1 protein-coding gene is annotated in these 1894 nt (G+C 58.8%); it reads left to right on the top strand.

The features are described 5' to 3' along the window. Nucleotides 1-1894: non-ribosomal peptide synthetase (locus tag A372_RS0100050; RefSeq protein WP_019418881.1), on the top strand; the 1894-nt coding region annotated here is incomplete at both ends.

Genomic DNA, 1894 nt, shown 5'->3' with positions numbered 1-1894 from the left:
ACAGCGAGTATATTCGCTGGCTAGCTGAACAGGACGGGCAAGTGGCGTCCCGATACTGGGCAGATAGGCTGGAAGGCTTCGAACAAGCGGCGGAGCTCCCGAGACGTCAGCGTCAGGCGCAGGGATATGAAGCGATGCGTGTGACCTGCTCGCTGGACCGGAAGCAGACCGAACGGATCAGCCAAGCGGCAAGAGAGCAGGGGGTAACGGTGAACACCTTGCTGCAGACGGCATGGGGACTGCTGCTGCACAAATACAGCGGGACAACCGATGCGGTGTTCGGCAGCGTGGTGTCCGGAAGACCGGCAGCCCTTCCCGGCGTGGAGGGGATGATCGGACTGTTCATCAATACGATTCCGGTCCGGGTGAAGTGCGAGGCAGAAGAAACCGTAGCCTGCGTGCTGCAACAAGCGCAAAAGCAAGCGCTGGCGTCCCAAGCCTATGACTATTATCCGCTGCATGAAATCCAAGCCCAAATCACAAGGCACAGGGAGCTGTTCAACCACATTCTGGTGTTCGAGAACTACCCGGTGGAGGAGCAAGCGGGTTCATTGGGAGAGACGGCTGGGCTAGAAATTACCGGAGTTCAGGCGGAGGAGCAGACCAACTATGACCTGAATGTGATGATTATGCCAGGCGAAGAAATGAGCATTCATTTTGACTACAATGCGCAGGTGTTTGAACGAGAAGTGATGGAGCGTCTGCAAAGACACCTGATGCGAATTATAGAGCAGATCGTAGCGGATTTGAACATATCGGTACAAGAGCTGGAGCTGCTGACAACGGCCGAGAGGGAGCAATTGCTCGTGCAGTTCAACGACACGGCGGCGGATATTCCAAGGGGAGCGGCCGTGCATTCCTTGTTCGAGCAGCAGGCGGCGACAACGCCGGATCGTCTGGCGGTCGTGTGCGCAGAGCAGAGCCTGACCTACCGGGATCTTGAGGAACAGGCCAACCGTATCGCCCAATGGTTGCGGGCGCATGGCGTGACAGCGGAAGACCGTGTAGGCGTCCTGATGAACCGCTCGCCGCAGCTGCTCGCCGGGCTTCTGGGGATTCTGAAAGCCGGTGCCGCTTACGTGCCGATCGACCCCCTTCTGCCTAAAGAGCGCATGGAAGGGATGATCCAGGATGCAGGAATGCAGTTTATGCTGACGGATGCGGGACAGCTTGGGATTGTGACAGGCCTGCAGGAGACAGCGCTGCGCCATGTATTGTGTCTGGACGATATGTTGATGGAAGAACTGGAGGGGCAGCCGGAGCGAGCAGACCGGACAAGTCACGGCGGCCATACCGTCTCGTTCTCCTCCGCCAAGGAGCTGGCAGGGTATTCTTCCATGCCTGTTGGCGTGGAGATCAGACCTTCCGGCAGCGCGTACGTCATTTATACCTCAGGAACGACTGGCACGCCTAAAGGGGTGGTCGTAGAGCACCGGAACGTGGTGAATTTCATCTCGGGGATGATCCGCGAGCTTCCTTTCGGGACGCATGCTTCGATGCTGTGCGTTACGACGGTATCCTTCGACATCTTCGTCACGGAGAGCTGGGTGCCGCTCAGCTGCGGAATGCAGATCGTCCTCGCAAGCGAGGAAGCGCAGCAGGATCCGGTTCTGCTGGCGGAACTGTTGAACGAGCATCCGGTGCACATGATGCAGACGACGCCTTCGCGGTTGATGCTGCTGCTCGGCGATGCGCGGAGCGCGGCGCAGTTGCGGAACGTCCACACGCTGCTGGTCGGCGGGGAAGCATTCCCTTCCTCCCTATATGGGCAGCTGAGGGAACATACGGATGCGGAACTGTACAACATGTACGGGCCAACGGAAACGACTGTCTGGTCCACGTTCGACCGCCTCGGCGGAGACGAACGGATCGGCATTGGACGGCCGATGGCGAA

The sequence above is a fragment of the Paenibacillus sp. OSY-SE genome, from assembly GCF_000283315.1.
Lineage (GTDB): Bacteria > Bacillota > Bacilli > Paenibacillales > Paenibacillaceae > Paenibacillus_B > Paenibacillus_B profundus.
This window is presented reverse-complemented; position numbering and strand designations above follow the sequence as displayed.